Annotated in this window: 16 protein-coding genes; 3 read left to right on the forward strand and 13 right to left on the reverse strand. The window is 42.2% G+C overall.

Annotated features, from left to right (window positions below):
- The first annotated feature begins 129 nt into the window (after window positions 1-129).
- A complete protein-coding gene (locus CPC19_RS08590; protein WP_016389576.1) occupies window positions 130-804 on the forward strand; it encodes an NnrU family protein in 675 nt (224 codons plus the stop codon).
- Window positions 805-829: 25 nt separating this feature from the next.
- Here CPC19_RS08590 and CPC19_RS08595 read toward each other — a convergent pair whose 3' ends face one another.
- From CPC19_RS08595 to CPC19_RS08655, 13 genes are all read right to left on the reverse strand, one after another.
- Window positions 830-2,551: a bifunctional protein-serine/threonine kinase/phosphatase gene (locus tag CPC19_RS08595; RefSeq protein ID WP_016389577.1), complete on the reverse strand. Its 1,722-nt coding sequence runs from the start codon at window positions 2,549-2,551 to the stop codon at window positions 830-832.
- 63 nt (window positions 2,552-2,614) lie between these two features.
- Window positions 2,615-3,424 carry a formate/nitrite transporter family protein gene (locus CPC19_RS08600; protein ID WP_015005616.1) on the reverse strand — a complete coding sequence of 270 codons (810 nt, stop codon included), beginning with the start codon at window positions 3,422-3,424 and terminating at the stop codon, window positions 2,615-2,617.
- 35 nt (window positions 3,425-3,459) lie between these two features.
- Window positions 3,460-3,903, reverse strand: a complete 444-nt coding sequence (gene cynS / locus CPC19_RS08605) for a cyanase (protein ID WP_015005615.1) — start codon at window positions 3,901-3,903, stop codon at window positions 3,460-3,462.
- 619 nt (window positions 3,904-4,522) lie between these two features.
- On the reverse strand, window positions 4,523-6,271 hold the full coding sequence (locus CPC19_RS08610) for a Na(+)/H(+) antiporter subunit D (protein WP_016389578.1): 1,749 nt from the start codon (window positions 6,269-6,271) through the stop codon (window positions 4,523-4,525).
- The gene (locus CPC19_RS08615) at window positions 6,255-6,542 is read right to left on the reverse strand and encodes a hypothetical protein (protein WP_015005613.1); all 288 of its coding nucleotides are present in this window, start codon (window positions 6,540-6,542) and stop codon (window positions 6,255-6,257) included. The genes CPC19_RS08610 and CPC19_RS08615 overlap by 17 nt, the downstream gene beginning before the upstream one ends.
- 12 nt (window positions 6,543-6,554) lie before the next feature.
- Window positions 6,555-8,030 carry a monovalent cation/H+ antiporter subunit D family protein gene (locus tag CPC19_RS08620; protein ID WP_016389579.1) on the reverse strand — a complete coding sequence of 492 codons (1,476 nt, stop codon included), beginning with the start codon at window positions 8,028-8,030 and terminating at the stop codon, window positions 6,555-6,557.
- A 10-nt stretch (window positions 8,031-8,040) separates the two neighbouring features.
- Entirely contained in the window at window positions 8,041-9,531 is a 1,491-nt protein-coding gene (locus tag CPC19_RS08625) for a monovalent cation/H+ antiporter subunit D family protein (protein ID WP_016389580.1), read from the reverse strand.
- Window positions 9,528-9,884: a cation:proton antiporter subunit C gene (locus tag CPC19_RS08630; protein ID WP_015005610.1), complete on the reverse strand. Its 357-nt coding sequence runs from the start codon at window positions 9,882-9,884 to the stop codon at window positions 9,528-9,530. The genes CPC19_RS08625 and CPC19_RS08630 overlap by 4 nt, the downstream gene beginning before the upstream one ends.
- 7 nt (window positions 9,885-9,891) lie before the next feature.
- A complete protein-coding gene (locus tag CPC19_RS08635) occupies window positions 9,892-10,344 on the reverse strand; it encodes a Na(+)/H(+) antiporter subunit B (RefSeq protein WP_015005609.1) in 453 nt (150 codons plus the stop codon).
- On the reverse strand, window positions 10,334-10,918 hold the full coding sequence (locus CPC19_RS08640; protein WP_015005608.1) for a DUF4040 domain-containing protein: 585 nt from the start codon (window positions 10,916-10,918) through the stop codon (window positions 10,334-10,336). Before CPC19_RS08640 ends, CPC19_RS08635 begins: the two co-directional genes overlap by 11 nt.
- On the reverse strand, window positions 10,915-11,250 hold the full coding sequence (mnhG, locus tag CPC19_RS08645; protein WP_033422297.1) for a monovalent cation/H(+) antiporter subunit G: 336 nt from the start codon (window positions 11,248-11,250) through the stop codon (window positions 10,915-10,917). Before mnhG ends, CPC19_RS08640 begins: the two co-directional genes overlap by 4 nt.
- Complete coding sequence (locus CPC19_RS08650; RefSeq protein ID WP_016389583.1) at window positions 11,247-11,552, reverse strand: monovalent cation/H+ antiporter complex subunit F; 306 nt, start codon at window positions 11,550-11,552, stop codon at window positions 11,247-11,249. Before CPC19_RS08650 ends, mnhG begins: the two co-directional genes overlap by 4 nt.
- On the reverse strand, window positions 11,549-12,028 hold the full coding sequence (locus tag CPC19_RS08655) for a Na+/H+ antiporter subunit E (protein WP_015005605.1): 480 nt from the start codon (window positions 12,026-12,028) through the stop codon (window positions 11,549-11,551). The genes CPC19_RS08650 and CPC19_RS08655 overlap by 4 nt, the downstream gene beginning before the upstream one ends.
- A 266-nt stretch (window positions 12,029-12,294) precedes the next feature.
- On the opposite strand from CPC19_RS08655, the gene CPC19_RS08660 reads away from it, so the two are divergent.
- Entirely contained in the window at window positions 12,295-15,009 is a 2,715-nt protein-coding gene (locus CPC19_RS08660) for a cation-transporting P-type ATPase (protein WP_016389585.1), read from the forward strand.
- A gap of 60 nt (window positions 15,010-15,069) precedes the next feature.
- Complete coding sequence (locus tag CPC19_RS08665) at window positions 15,070-16,332, forward strand: MgtC/SapB family protein (RefSeq protein ID WP_016389586.1); 1,263 nt, start codon at window positions 15,070-15,072, stop codon at window positions 16,330-16,332.
- The last annotated feature ends 64 nt before the right edge of the window (window positions 16,333-16,396 follow it).

The following is a 16,396-nucleotide window of genomic DNA, read 5'->3' on the forward strand; positions in this document are numbered from 1 at the left end:
ACTAGCTTCTTGAATTAACAATTACATAAATACACGACGCTTCGCAAAATTTTAAGTATGCTTTATGCTAGTTCGAATAACAGCCCATAGCTAAAAAGGGCGCTAATAACTAGCTGGAGGAGCAACCCCATGAACTCACTAACCGCGGCTTGTCTTTTTTTTCTTGGCATGCACTGGATTATTTCTGGCAGCCCCTTGCGTGCTCACATTGTTAACATTCTTGGCGAAACCGTCTTTAAGGTCTTATTCTCGCTGAGTATATTTATTGCTTTAGCTTGGATGGGGTTCGCCTATCAAAGCGCTCCTTATATCGCCACTTGGGGAACAGCTGAAGCCTTAAAACCAGTCAGCATTGGGCTCACCTTCTTTGCCTTTTTGTTATTACCAATGAGTATTTTTGATAAAAACCCAACCTTAATGGGGCTTGTTCCACCCGACCAAGTCACAACCCGTGGCATGGTACGCATCACACGGCATGCAGGACTTATTGGGTTAGGATTATGGGGCTTCGCTCATTTTATTGTCAACGGCGATTGGGCCTCTCACCTTCTGTTTGGAACAATTGCATTTGAAGGGCTTATTGCGCCTATGAATTTAGACCGTAAATACAAGGCTCGGTATGGTGAGTCTTGGGTTAAATTTACCGAACAAACATCCTATATTCCTTTTGTAGCTATTTTAGACAAACGTAATAAACTTGTTTTGAGCGAACTTAATATCTGGGCAGCACTAGCAGGTACCGCCATATTCTTTGCCGTTATGTACTTTCATCAAACATGGTTCGGCGGCTCCCCTTTGATTTAGCCTATACCAATAAACATAAAACCCGTTATTGGCTAAGTAAATATAAAACCAAGATCGTTAACATTAACGTGGTGCTCTTCCAAAAAAGCACAGGGTCACGCTCCATCAAAGGTGGACGAGTTTTATTTATAAACTCTTTATTTGGTTGTCGCAGGTCAAAAATAAACTCTGATAGCTCCCCATATCGCTTATAAGGATCAGGATGCACTGCCTTTTTTAACACATCGTCAAACCATACTGGAATCTCTCTTTCATCATCGAGCACCGTTTTATAATTCAATTTATTTTGCGCCGACTTGCTTTTACACCTCGCCACATCCACGCCATAAGGTAATCGACCTGTTAACATCTGATACGTAATAACACCTAAAGAGAATAGGTCTGAACGGCTTGTACCGCTTTGTCCAAGGAAATATTCTGGGGCAGTATACTGAGCAGTGCCGAGTATGTCGTCTTGCTGCCTTGAACTTGATATGTCCATGATGCCAGCCACCCGTGTCGAACCAAAATCAATAATCTTCACCGTCCCTGTTGAATCGATCATGATGTTGTCAGGTCTTAAATCTTGATGCAGCATCTCCAATCGGTGAAAAGCCCGTAAGCCTTTAGCAACCTGCTCAATAATGCCGCGTACTGTTTCTAAATCAGGCGTAGGATTATCTATCATCCATTGTTTTAAAGTCTGCCCTTCAATAAACTCCATTGCTAGATACAAGTAGTTTCGTTTGCGACTCTGTTTACAGGGTTTCAGCACATGTGCATTATTGATACGTCTGGCAATCCACTCTTCCATTGTAAAGCGCTCTAGATAAGCAGAATCATCTCTTAGATCAACGGAGGGCGTTTTAATAACAACCTGCTCTCCAGTGTCGTCATCAAGCGCTAAATAAACGTGACTACGACTACTTTGATGAATAGCGCGAATAATTCTATACCCATCCATTGTCATGCGAGCATCTAATAACGGGGCAAATGGAAGCTCAGTAATGTGTTGGTAAAGCTCACTTGTCTCATGATCTGGTAGTGCATCAATACGAATAATTTGCGCCGTTAAATTATCATCGCTACCTTGTTCATATGCTGTATTAACAATAAGCTTTGCCGCCTCATCTAATTGATCGGCGTGCTCATTTATTGTATTAACGATAAACGCATCATTAACAAACTCATACACCCCGTCTGTTGCCAAAAAGAATATATCACCTTCTGCCACAGCCATGCTTTGATAATCAATATCGAGTTGTTGCTTAACCCCCATTGCTCGGCTAAGGTAACTTTTACCCTCTGCTACCCATAATCTATGATCGTTGGTAAGCTGTTCTAACGACTGATCATTCAGGCGATATACTCGGCTGTCTCCAACATGAAAAATGTGTGCTGTTCTTGACTTAATAACCATGGCACTGCACGTGCACACATAACCACGATCTTTATTAAACCGGTGTGTACTTTGTTGGCTTTGGGCGTATAGCCAAGAGTTGGTAGCCCTTAGCACCCGTTCAGCTGATTGTTTAACAGACCAAGTCTCAGAAGTGCAATAATAATCCGAGATAAAACCACTCACCGATGATTCACTGGCAATATGGCTTACATCACTACTACTGATACCATCGGATAAAACAACCGCTATGCCCTTAGATGTTAGCATCGGCTCATCAGGAATATAAACACCATGAAAGTCTTGGTTTATATCCTTTTTACCTTTATCTGAATATTGACCTACGGATATGTTTAATCGATTTGTCATTTTAAATAAAGGCCAGCCTAAGCTTAGGCTGGCCTTGGTCCATCAGTTGTTTAATGGAAATGATTATATAGAACGATTTGGACTGGTTCTAACATGAGTGAAGTATAGTGGAAGCCCTACCAAGCACAAACCACCAGCTAGGTTGCCAAGTACTGTTGGCAGCTCATTCCAAACTAAATAGTCAACAAACGTAAACTCCCCACCCATAATCATTGAAAATGGGAACAGGAACATATTAACAATTGAGTGTTCAAAACCCATAAAGAAGAACAGCATAACAGGCATCCACATCGCTAACATTTTACTGGTAGCAGAAGTCGAAATCATTGCACCAACCACACCCATTGAAACCATCCAGTTACATAACATGCCGCGAATAAAAATCGTAAACCAGCCATCAACACCGTGTGTTTTATAGCCTAACGTTCTAGACTCACCAATCGTACTGACTTTGGCAGCAATAGCGCCTCCATCGACACTGTAGCCGTAGGTTAAGATAAACGACATCATAAACGCTGTTGTGAGCGCTCCTGCAAAGTTACCAATAAACACAAGCCCCCAGTTTCTAAATACTTGACCGATGGTGACACCTGGCCTCTTATCAATTAATGCTAATGGCACTAAGGTAAATACCCCTGTTAATAGATCAAACTTCATTAAGTACAGCATGATAAAACCCACAGGGAACAAAATAGCACCAATTAATGGAGACCCCGTTTTCACAGCAACCGTAATGGCGAAAATGGCGGCAAGCCCAAGAATAGCACCGGCCATAAAAGCACGAATAAACGTATCTTTTGTCGACATATACACTTTGGATTCACCAGAATCCACCATTTTTGTAACGAATTCACTCGGCTCTAAATATGACATTTTATATACTCCAGTTTTACAAATTAATTAAATGATTAGTAACTTTTATACGGAAGAAACTTCCCACTCATTACAATATTCACACGATCACCCAATGGGTCTGGTTCACGTTTAAGATCCATGCTGAAATCAATAGCACTCATAATTCCATCACCAAACTCCTCATGTATCAGTTCTTTAAACGTCGTTCCGTACACATTAACTAGTTCATAAAAACGATAAATTAAAGGGTCTGTTGGAACGGCTGTAGGTAAGGAGCCCTTATAAGGAACTACTTGTAATTGGGTCGTCGCATCAACAGGCAAATTAAGCATCGTACCAAGTGTCTCGGCTTGCTCTTTCGTTAATGTCATTTGCCCTAATAAAGCCGCCGTTGTCCATTCTTTACTCTTATCTATCGCTTTTGCTAACTCAGACCAGGTGAAACCCATGGCAGATTTTTGTAAGATAATTAATTCAGTTACCTCATTACGTGTCATTGCAAACTCCTTTATAAATAGTCTAAATAATGATTACCAACCTCTAGTGCCGTAAAATTAGTTCTACCTCGTCGCACTTTAAGTTTACTTAAAGCAACTACAATGCCACCCTATTTTTTTTAACACCTTCTTATTAAAAAAGACTTTAGAATCAATCTATTAAAAATAAATATTTTTATACTTAACTCGAATAATAAATGTCTAAATAAATTTATTTTCAAATTTAAGAATCCATATACTCTACTGCACTATATATGCGCAACTTTCATCATGCAGCGCACCATAAATGTGCCTTATATACAGTCTTCCACTTTAAAATCTGTGTTTTATAAAGCGTCTTAAACGATATATTTAGGTAATTATTAGATACGGTAGGCGTAAAAAAATGGGCCAGCGTATAACAAACAGCCCTATTTATTAACGAAATGAGTGAACACTCATCTACGTTATTATTTTTATAATACGGAACCTTGGCCTGTTGTGCTCACGATGAGACGCAAGTCAAAACTGCTGGGAAAAGACAAAACGATTAGAGTACAGAGAAGGTTTTCTACTGTGGGTTAATACCCTATGCCAATAGCGAAAAGACTTTAAGTTCTTGTTATAAGCCTATTAGCTGTTATTTAAAATAAATATCAGCTAATAGGTATCCACCTAAAATAACGCCAATCCACAACACCATACTTCCGGTTGGCCAGCTACTCGCTAAATGATATTGAGATAAACGACTGGCTTGAAAAGCCGATTGAGCACCTTCCCAACTTTGACGAAGAGTGGCTACTACAACACGGTTAAGCTGATCCAATAATTTATAACTCGCCCTTGCTGTTGCAGGTAATAGTTTTCTATACGTCCACTCAACATCAATATTAACCGAGCGTAGCTCAGGTGGGTACAAGCCTTTTTTGTTTAACCAAACAAAGGCTAACGCAGAGAAAAAGAGTAACTGTAACTGGGTCAATACATGTGTCAAATCATACGGCCAATAATCAAATTTCCATGGCAATAACGCATAAAGGTATTGTGGCTGTGTACCAATAAATATACATAAGAAAGCCGCAACGCCCATTGCAATTAACATGTTAATCGGCGCCTCTTTAACCCTAATTCCCGAATCATGATGAAAAAAAGCAAAGTACGGTACCTTAATACCCGCGTGATGGAATACACCCGCCGCTGCAAACAATAACATCAACCAAACTACTTCATACCCTTCTTTCAGCACAGCAACCATGATTAATGATTTTGCAATAAAACCACTAAATAAGGGAAAAGCAGAAATTGAGGCGGCGCCAATAATACAAAATGTTGCTGTCCATGGCATGCTCTTATACAAGCCGCCAAGATCTGAGCCTCTAATGTTAGCAACACGATACATGACTGCACCCATTGACATAAACAACAGTGATTTATAAATGATATGTGCGAAGGCATGTGCAACTGTGCCATTTAGCGCTAGAGCAGTGCCAATACCAACACCTACCACCATAAAACCCAACTGGTTAATCATACTGTACGCTAGAACACGCCTGAGATCATTTTCAACGACCGCATAGAAGATTGGGAAACAGGCCATTACAGCGCCGATATAAATCAGAAGCTCTGTTCCAGGATACCCACGTGCTAAAGCATATACCGCAAGCTTAGTCGAAAATGCAGATAAAAAGACTGTTCCACTAGCGGTCGCTTCAGGGTAAGCGTCTGTTAACCAATTGTGTAAAAAAGGAAAGGCACACTTAATGCCAAATGCTAAAAATATTAACCAACTGCCGATACCATTAAGCCCAATATAATCAAAAGCCAATGAAGCATGTTCATTGTAATAGACCAAAGCACCCGCTAGTAATAACACACCAGAGGCTACCTGAAATATCAAATAACGCATGCCCGACTGAATGGCACGGTCAGTACGGTTAGCCCAAATCAAGAATACTGAACTTAATGCCAGGCATTCCCAAAAAATAAATAAACTTATTAAATCCCCTGCAAACACTGCCCCTAGCGCACTGCCTGCATAAAGTAACCCTGCCACCTGTTGCGTGGTATCCCGCACATGTAAGGCATACACGATGGCAATAAAGCTGGCAATATGAAATAAATAACCAAATAACAAACTCAACTTATCAACTCGCATAAACTCAAGTTGATACGTAAATACGGTTAATGGATATGATAATGCAGTTGCTTTGACTAGGGTATCACTTGCCTGCATTGGAACAAACGGTTGTACATCTAACCATAAATGTAAACCACCCAAAACCGGTGTTGCAAGTAGAATTATATTACGTACCTGACCACGCGTAACCAGCACCAATATCGCGGCAATAAAAAAAGGAATGAAGGGTGGTAAATTACTTATCCACATCATCTTTCTTTTCCTTCATTTCATAATAATCTTCATCCCTCATGAGTACCTTGCGCATTTCCTTGGAAATAAAAACTAGCAACACACAAGCCACAAAACCATATAGGGCATAAAAACCTGGAAAGCCTTCCCAGGGGTGAACGGTATGACGATGAACAAAGAAGTCTGCAATAAACAACCCTGCAGAAATGATATAAAAGCCTAATAACAGACGCGAAACATTGCGTGGGTTATCAAACAAGTAAGTTTTTTCATCTTCAATTTTGTTTGACATATTAAGTACTCTCTAACGACCCGTCGCTGCATCTACAGCGAGGTTATAAAATGGGTCAGAATAAAAAAACAAAACGATACAAGCGAGTGATGTAAACCCTATAGCCATTAACATACTGATGGGCGCCTCTTTTATCTGTGTATACACCACACCTTCTTTAGGTTTTGCAAAAAACGCACGCACTGATATTGGTAATAGATATGCGATGTTAAGTAATGAACTAAGCATTAAAACAGTTAACAATACCCATTGTTCAGTTTGCACCATACCTAATGCTAAATACCACTTACTCCACATGCCACCAAAAGGAGGTAAACCAATAATACTCAAACTGCCAATAGTAAATGCGGCAAAAGTGATCGGCATAACACGGCCTAAACCGTCCATATCACTAATATCCTTTTTATGCGCTGCTACTAAAATAGCCCCTGCAGCAAAAAACAAGGTGATTTTCGCAAATGCATGCATTGCAATATGCATAGATGCGCCGATTAAGCTCATCTCAACAGCCACCAGTGCGCCCAATACAATGTAACTGAGTTGGCTGATGGTTGAATACGCTAAACGTGCTTTAAGGTTATCCTTAGTCATTGCAATCAATGAGGACAATAAGATAGTTACTGCGGCAAACCAAATAAGCCAATCACCGGCTCCTGAGCTTGTAATAAAATCACTACCAAAAATATAAATCGTCACTTTAAGGATCGCAAATACACCCGTTTTCACAACGGCAACAGCATGTAACAAAGCACTGACTGGCGTAGGTGCAACCATCGCGGCAGGTAACCATTTATGGAATGGCATGATAGCCGCTTTACCAACACCGAAAACAAACAAGGCATACAGAATACCAGCATAGGCAGGATCTAGCTTACCAGCCAAAATACCGCCATCTTTAAAATCAAGCGTACCCGTTACTGACCAAGTCAGTAAAATAGCCAACAACTGAAAACCAATAGAGGTTCCCAAAAGAATACCCAAATAGATACGGCCACTGCGTCTTGCTTCTTTAGTACCCGCATGCGTGACAAGTGGATAGGTTGATAGCGTTAATATTTCATAGCAAAGAAATAAGGTAAACATATTGCCAGAAAATGCTGCCGCTAGCGTACTAGCAATGGCAATGGCAAATGCGGCATAAAAGCGTGTTTGGTTCTTTTCATGGTGACCTCGCATATAACCGATCGCATAAATGGAGGTTACTAGCCACAAAATACTCGCCACCAAGGCAAACAACATCCCTAACGGTTCTACTGAAAAACTAATATTGATGCCAGGAATCACTTCAAACACATCAAAACTTGGTCGCTCACCAGCGTTCACTTGGCCAGCAAGTATCATCACTAATAGAGCAACCATCACGGCTGTAATAAGTGTTATTGCTTCACGAAGATTAGGTTTTTTACCCGCTAACACAATTAAAACTGACGCCACTAGCGGCATTAAGATAGCTAATTGGATTATTTGCTCGCCTGCTAAGCCGATCATTTATTCAACCTCATTCGCTAGCACCTGGAAGCAATAATTTAACCGCCTGCTCTGCCGTACCCACGGTCAGCTCAGTATTAAAACCAAAATACACATTAGCCAATACCAATACCCACATGGGGATTAGCATCATTAATGGTGCCTCTGATGCACTTATTTGCCCTTGTTGTGGTTTATCAGCTACTTTGAAGTACAGTACTTCAACGAGCTTCCAAACATACACAACGGCCAACAACGAACCCGTTAAGATTACACCAACAATAAACCAATTCTGTTTTTCAATCGCCGCCAGTACTAAATACCATTTAGAAATAAAACCTGCCGTACCGGGCACGCCAATTAAACTAAGCCCGCCTATCACAATCGCCCCAAAGGTCCACGGCATTTGCTTACCTAACCCAGAAAAGTGCTCAAGGCGACTAGAACTGACTCTATAAACTAAGGCACCGATTGCCATAAATAAAGCTCCCTTCATTAAGGCGTGGTTAAATAAATGCACCATAGTTGCCGTAACACCTAGGACACTTCCTAAGCCTATACCCAGCATCATATAACCAATTTGAGCCACACTAGAGTATGCCAGTAAGCGTTTACTGTCTTTCTGGTAAATGGCATAAAATGACATCGATAAAATACCCATTACGCATAACAATATAAACAACTCATCCGCTGGTGTATTTTCAATAAACGAAAAGCCAAACACTGAAAATACCATACGTAACATGACATAAACTGCAACCTTTGTTGCCGTCGCTGCAAGAAAAATAGACACAACCGTCGGCGCATAAGTGTAAGCATTAGGTAACCAAAGGTGTAATGGAAACAAGGCTAACTTTAATGCAAAGCCCACCATAATAAATGCAAAAGCAGTATGAATAGTACGATGGTTATATAACTCTGGTAACCGTTGCGATAAATCCGCCATATTAAGCGTGCCAGTCATCGCATAGAGTAAACCCACCCCAATAATAAAGAATGTTGCTCCAATCGTCCCCATAATTAGATATTGATAAGCCGCCGTCAATGCCTGACGTTGCCTACCCAAACTTATTAATGCATATGATGATAAAGACGAAATTTCTAAAAAGACAAACAAATTAAATATATCGCCTGTTTGCGCAATACCCAATAAACCGGTCAAACACAACATAAACGCCGTATAAAAAAGCGCGTGCTGCTTCTCTGGAATCTCCTTAATAACGCTTTTTAATGCGTAGGGTAAGGTTAGCGCAGCAATACCAGAAACCACCAAGGCAACCAGTGCATTTGCCGCATCAATACGGTACTCAATACCCCAAGGAGGAGCCCAGCCACCAAGTTCATAACTGATCGTATGCCCTGTGCTGACATTGATTAATTGCCAAGCCGCCATATAAAAAACTGACCAGCTCACTATCGTACTAACGGCCCAAGGCAAACGGCCATTTGGTAGCACCGCTATAATAGGTGCTGCCATTAAAGGTAAAACAACTAACAGTAGACTTAGGTGGCTTTCTATCATAATGATTGATCCTGACGATGAATATCATCTTCTTCGATAGTGCCATACGCTTCTTTGATTCGAATGACAAGCGCTAAACCCAAGGCAGTTGTTGCCACACCGACCACAATAGCCGTCAGAATTAATACATGAGGCAAGGGATTAGAGTAAAGATCGACGCCCTTTTCTATAATCGGTACCGCACCGCCTTCTACATTACTAATGCTGATATAAAGCAAAAAAACTGAGACCTGAAAAATATTCAAGCCAACAATTTTTTTTATCAAATTGCCATGACTAATAACGGTATAAAACCCAGCCATCATAATAACAATGACCAACCAGTAATTATAATGCCCAAGAATCATCTCCATAAATAACTTATTCCAATCCTGACTCAGGCTCTGATTTTAAGTTTGGTCTGCCGCGTTCAGCAAACGTAAAAAACATTAGCAACATCACAGACATTACGGTGATACCCACACCCAACTCAATGACCAAGATACCAAGATGCTGACCCGCTATTTGCGTAGCCCCTAGCACGCTGTATTCTAAATAATTACCACCTAAGATTAATGCCGCTACACCCGTTCCTGCATAAATTAATACACCTAAACTGGCAAGAAGGCGAAGAACATACGGTGAAATCACTGCTTTTGCATTATCTACGCCAAAGACTAACGCATATAAAATAATTGCTGCGCTAAAAATCACCCCCGCTTGAAAACCACCACCAGGGCCAAAATCGCCATGGAACTGAACATAAAGTGCGAACAGCAAAATAAGGGGGATAAGGAATTTTGAAACAACCCGTAAAATTAAATTATGCTTCACCGTTATCGTCTCTTTTCTCTAATTGAGGTTTACGCCGACGGCCACCAATCAACAATAGTACTGCAATACCTGCAGTAAAAATAACAGTGACTTCACCCAAGGTATCAAACCCACGATAACTCGCTAGTATCGAAGTCACCACGTTGGGCACGCCTGTATCAGATAAACTGTTACCTAAGTAATAGGGTGCTACGTGCTGATTCGCCGGTGCTGCCAAATCACCAAATGCGGGTATATCCCATGTGCCATAAATTAATAACGCACCGGTAACTAACACCACCATGAAAGGGAGCCATGGGTTATGTGTTGCTCTTTTTTCTTCTTTATTAATATCTTTGGGTGAGTAGGTCAGCCCGAGCGTTGCCAACATCAACACCGTCGATATACCAGCACCCACTGCAGCCTCAGTAAAAGCCACATCAGCGGCATCCATAACCACAAACAAACCAGCTGATAGAAAACTAAATCCAGCAAATAGCATGATGACCGTAAATATACTTTTCAGACGAATAATCGCAATCGCATGGATGGCAATAAGGCTGAGCAATATAATATCAACAACATTATCTATCATTGATCACCCAACTTGCTTGAATCCGTTGTGTCGTCGTTTGAAAGTTTAGGTTTAAGCCCACCCAACATAGCCGCATTAGCGAGGGAATGTGAGGCAGTAGGACTAGTAAAAAAAATAAACACGAAAATTAGAAATAATTTAAAACTGGCTATTGTTAAGCCTGCCTGAAAAGCTAACCCTAATAAAAAAAGTCCTGCACATAAGGTGTCTGTAATACCAACGGCATGAAGTCTTGTATAAAAATCAGGGAAACGCAGTATACCGATACCACCAACAATACCCAGAAAACTACCCAATGCTAAACAGACCCAGCTGAGTATATCCATCATCATTTTTCTTTCATCTTCTGTTCGTTATTAACTACCGTCTTACCTTCAGTATAAAAATTACCCTGCTCAATTAATTTTAAAACAGCAACCACGCCAATAAAGTTAATCAGCGCGTAAACCAACGCAATATCAAGCAAGTCATGTCGATCAGTCAAAAAGGCATAGACAGCAATTAATAAAATTGTTTTAGTGCCCAACATATTCATTGCCGCAATACGGTCATAAACCGTTGGCCCCAGTAAAGCTCTTACCAAGGGCAATAAAATAACAACTAAAATGGCGAGTGTTGCGGCAGCGTACATCATAAAGTGTGTTCTGGCATATCAGGAACAGCCTTGGCCATCTCACCCGATTTTAAATGAGCAGCGCCTTCTTTACTTAACGCATGTACTTCAATTTCATCGTCTGATAACTTCAAGGTCACAGTACCTGGTGTCAGCGTAATCGCATTAGCATAAATAACTTTACTTAAGTCAGTTTCTTTACTGGCGCGAAGTGTAACAACTTGCGGACTAATATTAACAGGCCCAAGCGTCAGAATCCGTTTCGCCACATCAATATTAGATTTAATAATTTCCGCTCCCAAGTAAAAGTAATAATGTAACAAGCGTAAACTTAGATGAAAAGGGTAACTTTCATGATCAATAATATCCATTCGCCTTGCAAGATAGACACTGATCACCGTAGATAAAACACCTAACCCGATCAACAACGTTTCGGTATGCCCTGAGAGCATAAACCAGAATATAAAAATTGTACTCGCTACAACCACTGTTCTCATTATTTTAACTTTCCATGTACCTTAGTTTTAGAAACCTCAAGCTGAAAATAGTATAGCTGGGGTATTTCAAGAACAAAAGAAAATAGATTGAAATAATAGCGAATCCGATACGGTGTCTGAAAAACGATTAAATTAAACTTTGCCGGTCACTGCCACTTACCAGAACCGATTTTTTTCCAATAAGCAGTTTATACAAGATCTGTTAGGATGATAGTTAAGGTGCTTACCAACGTTGATATTTTTTTATACGCTAACAATGGGCAAATATGAAAAACACAGGTGCGTCGTCAAAAACTAATTGGCATGGAATTTCCTCCGACCTTACATTGGAGGCCCTAGGCTCCTCACAAAACGGCTTGACTAAAATCGACGCTGAAGCTCGTTTTTCCACCCATGGTCCCAACCGAATGCCACAGGCACCCCGTCGTAACTCCTTGGTACGCTTTCTTCTGCATTTTCATAATATCCTTATCTATGTACTACTCGGCGCTGCTCTAATTACCGCCCTTCTAGGTCATTGGGTCGATACTTGGGTTATTTTGACGGTGGTCGTTGTTAACGCCATTATCGGCTTTATGCAAGAAGGAAAAGCCGAACAGGCTATGGATGCCATCCGCCATATGCTAGCGCCTCAAGCCAATGTTATTCGTGCTGGAGAGCGCGCCAATATCGCTGGCGAGCAATTGGTTCCCGGCGATATCGTCATACTGGAGGCCGGTGATAAAGTGCCCGCTGACCTTCGAATAATTAACGCACATGGATTAACTGTGCAAGAAGCAATTTTAACCGGTGAATCTGTACCAGTGGATAAACACACACACTCAGTTGCCGAGAATGCCGCCTTAGGAGACCGTAGCTGTATGGCTTACTCCGGCACCCTCGTCACCAGTGGTCAGGGCAAAGGGGTGATAGTGGCGACAGGGTCAGACACTGAGATCGGTCGAATCAGTGGACTACTATCGCAAATCGAAACGCTGACAACACCGTTAGTGACACAGATGAATGTGTTTGCCAAATGGCTGACCATTTTGATTCTTGTCATCGCTGTGATCTTATTGGCATTCGGCTACTTTGTTGCACATTACGATTTTACTGAGATATTCATGGCTGTAGTGGGGCTTTCTGTGGCGGCGATTCCTGAAGGCCTACCAGCAGTCCTTACTATTACCTTGGCTATTGGTGTGCAAGCCATGGCTCAGCGCAACGCCATCGTACGACGCTTGCCTGCCATAGAAACGCTTGGGTCGGTATCAGTCATTTGCACAGATAAAACTGGCACCCTAACTCGCAATGAAATGATGGTTTCCTCTGTACTCACTCACCGCCATCTTTTTACCCTAGAAGGTAGTGGCTATGAACCCAAAGGTTCACTCATGCTGGAGGACGCTTTTGTGTCTCCAGCGGAACACGCCGTACTGGAAGAGTTGGCCCGCGCCTCAATACTCTGCAATGATGCCTCGCTGCGCGAACACAATGGGGCCTGGATTGTTGAAGGCGACCCAATGGAAGGCGCGCTACTAAGCTTCGCCGGAAAAATGGATTTGAATACCCGTCAAGAACAAGCTTCCTGGGCGCGAACCGATGCCATTCCTTTTGACGCTAAACATCAGTTTATGGCAACACTCAATCACGATCATGAGCATCACGCTTCTATACATGTAAAGGGTGCGCCAGAACGTATGCTCGCCATGTGCGCAAATCAACGAAGCGCCAATGGTGGCACTGAACCTTTAGATACCGTTTATTGGAGCGAGCAGGCAGACGCCATTGCCGTACTCGGTCAACGTGTACTGGCGATTGCGGTTAATCCCACTTCACCAGCACACACAGTATTAGAACATGCAGAGGTATCGGGTTCGTTAACGTTGATTGGCATGTTGGGCATGATTGACCCGCCCAGACAAGAGGCCATTACAGCGGTAGCAGAGTGTCATGATGCTGGCATCCAAGTAAAAATGATTACTGGTGATCACACGAAAACAGCTGCTGCCATCGGTAAGCAGGTTGGTCTACAAAACACGACTAAAGTCCTCAGCGGTAAAGAGCTTGATGAACTTGATGACACAGCACTGAGTCAAGCAATATTAGAATGCGATATATTTGCCCGCACCAACCCAGAGCATAAATTACGCTTGGTCATGGCCTTACAAGCCCACGGAAAGACCGTTGCGATGACTGGTGATGGTGTTAACGATGCACCCGCGCTAAAGAGAGCTGATGCCGGTATTGCCATGGGGTTAAAGGGCAGTGAAGCGGCAAAAGAAGCAGCAGACCTAGTATTAGCCGATGACAACTTTGCTTCCATTGTGGCCGCTGTACGCGAAGGCCGCACGGTATACGATAACTTAAAAAAAGTCCTCAGCTGGACGCTACCGACCAACGCCGGTGAAGCCATGACCATCGTATTAGCCTTGCTTTTGGGAATGACGCTACCGATCACCCCGATTCAAATTCTATGGGTTAACCTGATTACCGCCATAACACTGGGCATTGCTTTGGCGTTTGAACCCACCGAGAAAAACACCATGCGGCGACCACCGCGATCACGTCATGAACTACTATTAAATGGTGGTTTGCTTTGGCATATCGTACTAGTATCGTTTCTGTTTCTCTGTGGCGTCTTTGGCACTTACAGCTACGCCATAGATAATGGTTATTCAGTCAATTTAGCAAGAACCATCGCGCTAAACACCTTGGTCGTGATGGAAATCTTTCATCTGTTTTTTATTCGAAACATTTATAGTGCCTCATTAACTTGGCAGGGAGTACGCGGCACCAAAGTCGTCTGGGCTGTTGTTATCTCCATAACGATTGCACAATTTGCTATTACCTATTTGCCGTTACTACAAACAATTTTTTCCACTGAGTCTATCCCCTTCTTAGACGGTCTTATCATTATCGCGGTTGGTATCGCACTGTTTACTATTATTGAGGCAGAAAAACAGATGCGGCTCGCATTCCAAAAAATGAAAGGAGAGTGATGGAAAAATCCAACTTTATACATACTACAACCTTCTATAAGCCAACCACTGGAGAAAAAAGTGAACGGTTTTGTTGATGCTAAACAGATAACGCTTATGGGCATAGCGCTAGCTATAGGTCTTCTTATCGGTGCCGAACGTGGCTGGAAATCCCGTGAAGCAAAAGACGGTGAAAGGATAGCTGGCCTGCGAACATATGGTCTGACAGGGCTTCTGGGTGGCGGAGCTGGTTTGCTGTCACAGTACCTTGATGCAATAGTATTAGGTTTTATTTTTTTGGGATTCTCTATCACCGTAGCAACGGCCTATACAGTGCAGCGAAACAATAGCGAAGATGCCAGCATTACCAGCCTCATTACAATGCTGCTGACCTTTATATTGGGCGTATTTGCTACCCTAGAGCATGTAGATCTGGCAGCATCTATCGCTGTACTGACAGCAATATTATTACGATATAAAGAGGCATTACATGGCTGGTTAAAAAAACTAGAAAAAAAGGAACTGCATGCCGCTTTGCAACTTCTTCTTATTTCTGTCGTTCTTCTGCCTATCCTCCCCGACCGTGGTTATGGGCCTTGGCAAGCTTTAAATCCCTATGAAATATGGTGGATGGTTGTTCTCATCGCAAGCATTTCATTCAGCGGTTATTTTGCGATGAAGATAGCTGGGCCAAGCAGAGGGGTCATCTTAACTGCACTAGCAGCAGGTATGGCATCATCCACTGCCTTGACCTTGCATTATGCTCGGTTATCCCAAAAGCAAGAGACCATGAGGAACCTGCTAGCGGCAGGTATCTTACTTGCCTGTGGCACCATGTTTCCTCGTGTTCTATTGGTTTCTAGCCTTATCAATCCAGCGCTGTTCAGTAAACTACTGGTTCCCATGTCAGTTATGATGGCTGTGGTTTTATTATCATCACTTGTCATCTGGCATAAAAAAGCCGCTCAGACACCCGCTAAGATGACCCATTTGATTAATCCACTAGAGCTAAAATCTGCACTGTTTTTCGGCGCTTTATTGGTGCTCGTCATCTTGTTAAGTAAGGCAGCGATTGATTATTTTGGTGAAGCGGGTATTTATTTGATGGCAATGATATCGGGCATTGCCGATGTGGACCCGATTAATCTGGCACTGTCCAGAATGAGTACCAGCGATTTATCAGTCAACCTCGCCGCATTGGGCATTGTTATTGCTGCATCGTCAAACACGCTTGTTAAAGCATTATTAGCCAGCTTTATTGGCGGCCCGGGGCTGGGGATGCGCGTTCTACTGCCATTATTGGCTGCGTCTGCAGTTGGACTTACAACTGCTTGGCTAATGTGATGAGTTTTCTTGTGATTGGTGCTCTAGCCTCTTCTCCAACAGGTTCTGCTAAATAATATTAAAA

The organism is Cycloclasticus sp. PY97N, from assembly GCF_002443175.1.
Classification (GTDB): Bacteria; Pseudomonadota; Gammaproteobacteria; order Methylococcales; family Cycloclasticaceae; genus Cycloclasticus; species Cycloclasticus pugetii.

Excerpts from the sequence above, each read along its gene's own strand:
- CPC19_RS08640 (WP_015005608.1), bottom strand. The coding sequence starts at position 10,918 with ATGATAGATAATGTTGTTGATATTATATTGCTCAGCCTTATTGCCATC.
- cynS (WP_015005615.1), bottom strand. The coding sequence starts at position 3,903 with ATGACACGTAATGAGGTAACTGAATTAATTATCTTACAAAAATCTGCC.
- CPC19_RS08590 (WP_016389576.1), top strand. The coding sequence starts at position 130 with ATGAACTCACTAACCGCGGCTTGTCTTTTTTTTCTTGGCATGCACTGG.
- CPC19_RS08600 (WP_015005616.1), bottom strand. The coding sequence starts at position 3,424 with ATGTCATATTTAGAGCCGAGTGAATTCGTTACAAAAATGGTGGATTCT.
- CPC19_RS08630 (WP_015005610.1), bottom strand. The coding sequence starts at position 9,884 with ATGGAGATGATTCTTGGGCATTATAATTACTGGTTGGTCATTGTTATT.
- CPC19_RS08655 (WP_015005605.1), bottom strand. The coding sequence starts at position 12,028 with ATGAGAACAGTGGTTGTAGCGAGTACAATTTTTATATTCTGGTTTATG.
- mnhG (WP_033422297.1), bottom strand. The coding sequence starts at position 11,250 with ATGATGATGGATATACTCAGCTGGGTCTGTTTAGCATTGGGTAGTTTT.
- CPC19_RS08595 (WP_016389577.1), bottom strand. The coding sequence starts at position 2,551 with ATGACAAATCGATTAAACATATCCGTAGGTCAATATTCAGATAAAGGT.
- CPC19_RS08610 (WP_016389578.1), bottom strand. The coding sequence starts at position 6,271 with ATGATGTGGATAAGTAATTTACCACCCTTCATTCCTTTTTTTATTGCC.
- CPC19_RS08660 (WP_016389585.1), top strand. The coding sequence starts at position 12,295 with ATGAAAAACACAGGTGCGTCGTCAAAAACTAATTGGCATGGAATTTCC.
- CPC19_RS08615 (WP_015005613.1), bottom strand. The coding sequence starts at position 6,542 with ATGTCAAACAAAATTGAAGATGAAAAAACTTACTTGTTTGATAACCCA.
- CPC19_RS08650 (WP_016389583.1), bottom strand. The coding sequence starts at position 11,552 with ATGATGTACGCTGCCGCAACACTCGCCATTTTAGTTGTTATTTTATTG.
- CPC19_RS08620 (WP_016389579.1), bottom strand. The coding sequence starts at position 8,030 with ATGATCGGCTTAGCAGGCGAGCAAATAATCCAATTAGCTATCTTAATG.
- CPC19_RS08625 (WP_016389580.1), bottom strand. The coding sequence starts at position 9,531 with ATGATAGAAAGCCACCTAAGTCTACTGTTAGTTGTTTTACCTTTAATG.